Genomic DNA, 1,119 nt, shown 5'->3' with positions numbered 1-1,119 from the left:
GTATAAGAGACAGGTGCTGGTCGCGGGTGCGGTGCTCGTCGCCGGTGCGGTGCTGACCGCCGGTGCGGTGCTCGTCACCGGGGCGGTACTGGTCGCCCGTGCGGTGCTGTTTGCCGTTTTGGGTTCCGGGTCCCGGGCTGATGTCCCAGCCCAGGGTCGCGGCGTGGGCGGCGGCCGACTGTAGGTCCTCCAGGCGGCCGGTCAGCAGGTCCCTGAGGAAGTCGGCGCGGTACTTGTCCTCGACCGCGGCCACCGCGAGCTGCTTGACCACGGCCAGCGCGGCCACCGTCGCGGCGCGTTCGAGGGCTGCGACGTCGGCGGCGTCGAAGGCGCGGCGGTCGGCGAAGGCGACCAGGCGGCCGTGGTCGACCCGGCCGGCGAGGATCGGGACCAGCGCGTGCTGGGTGCCGTGGTGCGCGGTGAGGCCGGGTTGTTCGGCCTCGGTGCGCAGGCGGTGGTCGGCGTGGCTGGTGCGGCTTTTCTCGCCGGTGTGGCTTTTCTCGCCGGTGTGGCCGGTCTGGCCGTCGGGTGCGGGGTCGAAGCAGGGCAGGTGGCACACGGTGTCGGCGCCGTGCTCGGCCAGGATCCGGCCGTCGGGCGTGGTGACCAGGACCGGGCCGCCGAGGATGCGGGCCAGCTCGGCGGTGAGCTCGGCCAGGCCGCCGCCCTCCAGCGCGATCTGGGCCAGGGCGCGGTGGACGTGGTCGGCGCGGGCCAGGACCGCGGACTGGCGGTCGAGCACGTCGGACAGGACGTCGGTGAGGATGTCGTCGAAGGCCACACCCTCGGGCAGCTCGATGACCGGGAAGCCGAGCCGGTCGGCGGCGGCGAGCAGTTCCGGCGGGAGGTCGCCGAGGTAGCGGTGGGGCTTGATCGCGATGGCGGCCAGCCCGGCGCGGTCGAGGTCGGCGATCAGCTCGGTGAGCGGGGAGGGCGAGTGGCGCAGCGGGTAGCCGGTGGTGAGGAGGAGCTCCTTGGGCTTGACCCAGGGGAGGATGTCCGGGACCTCCATCACGTTGACGCGTTCGACGACGCGGTCGTGGCCGGCGTGGCCGGCGACGATGCGGGCGCCGGCCAGGGCGGGGAGGGCCAGGGCTTGGGTGACGGTGAGGCCTATGG

Annotated in this window: 1 protein-coding gene; it reads right to left on the bottom strand. The window is 74.0% G+C overall.

What is annotated here, in order from left to right; genetic code table 11:
- Positions 1-1,119: PucR family transcriptional regulator (locus tag IZR01_RS49255; protein ID WP_194927900.1), on the bottom strand; the 1,119-nt coding region annotated here is incomplete at both ends.

The organism is Catenulispora pinisilvae, assembly GCF_015356865.1.
Classification (GTDB): domain Bacteria; phylum Actinomycetota; class Actinomycetes; order Streptomycetales; family Catenulisporaceae; genus Catenulispora; species Catenulispora pinisilvae.
This window is presented reverse-complemented; position numbering and strand designations above follow the sequence as displayed.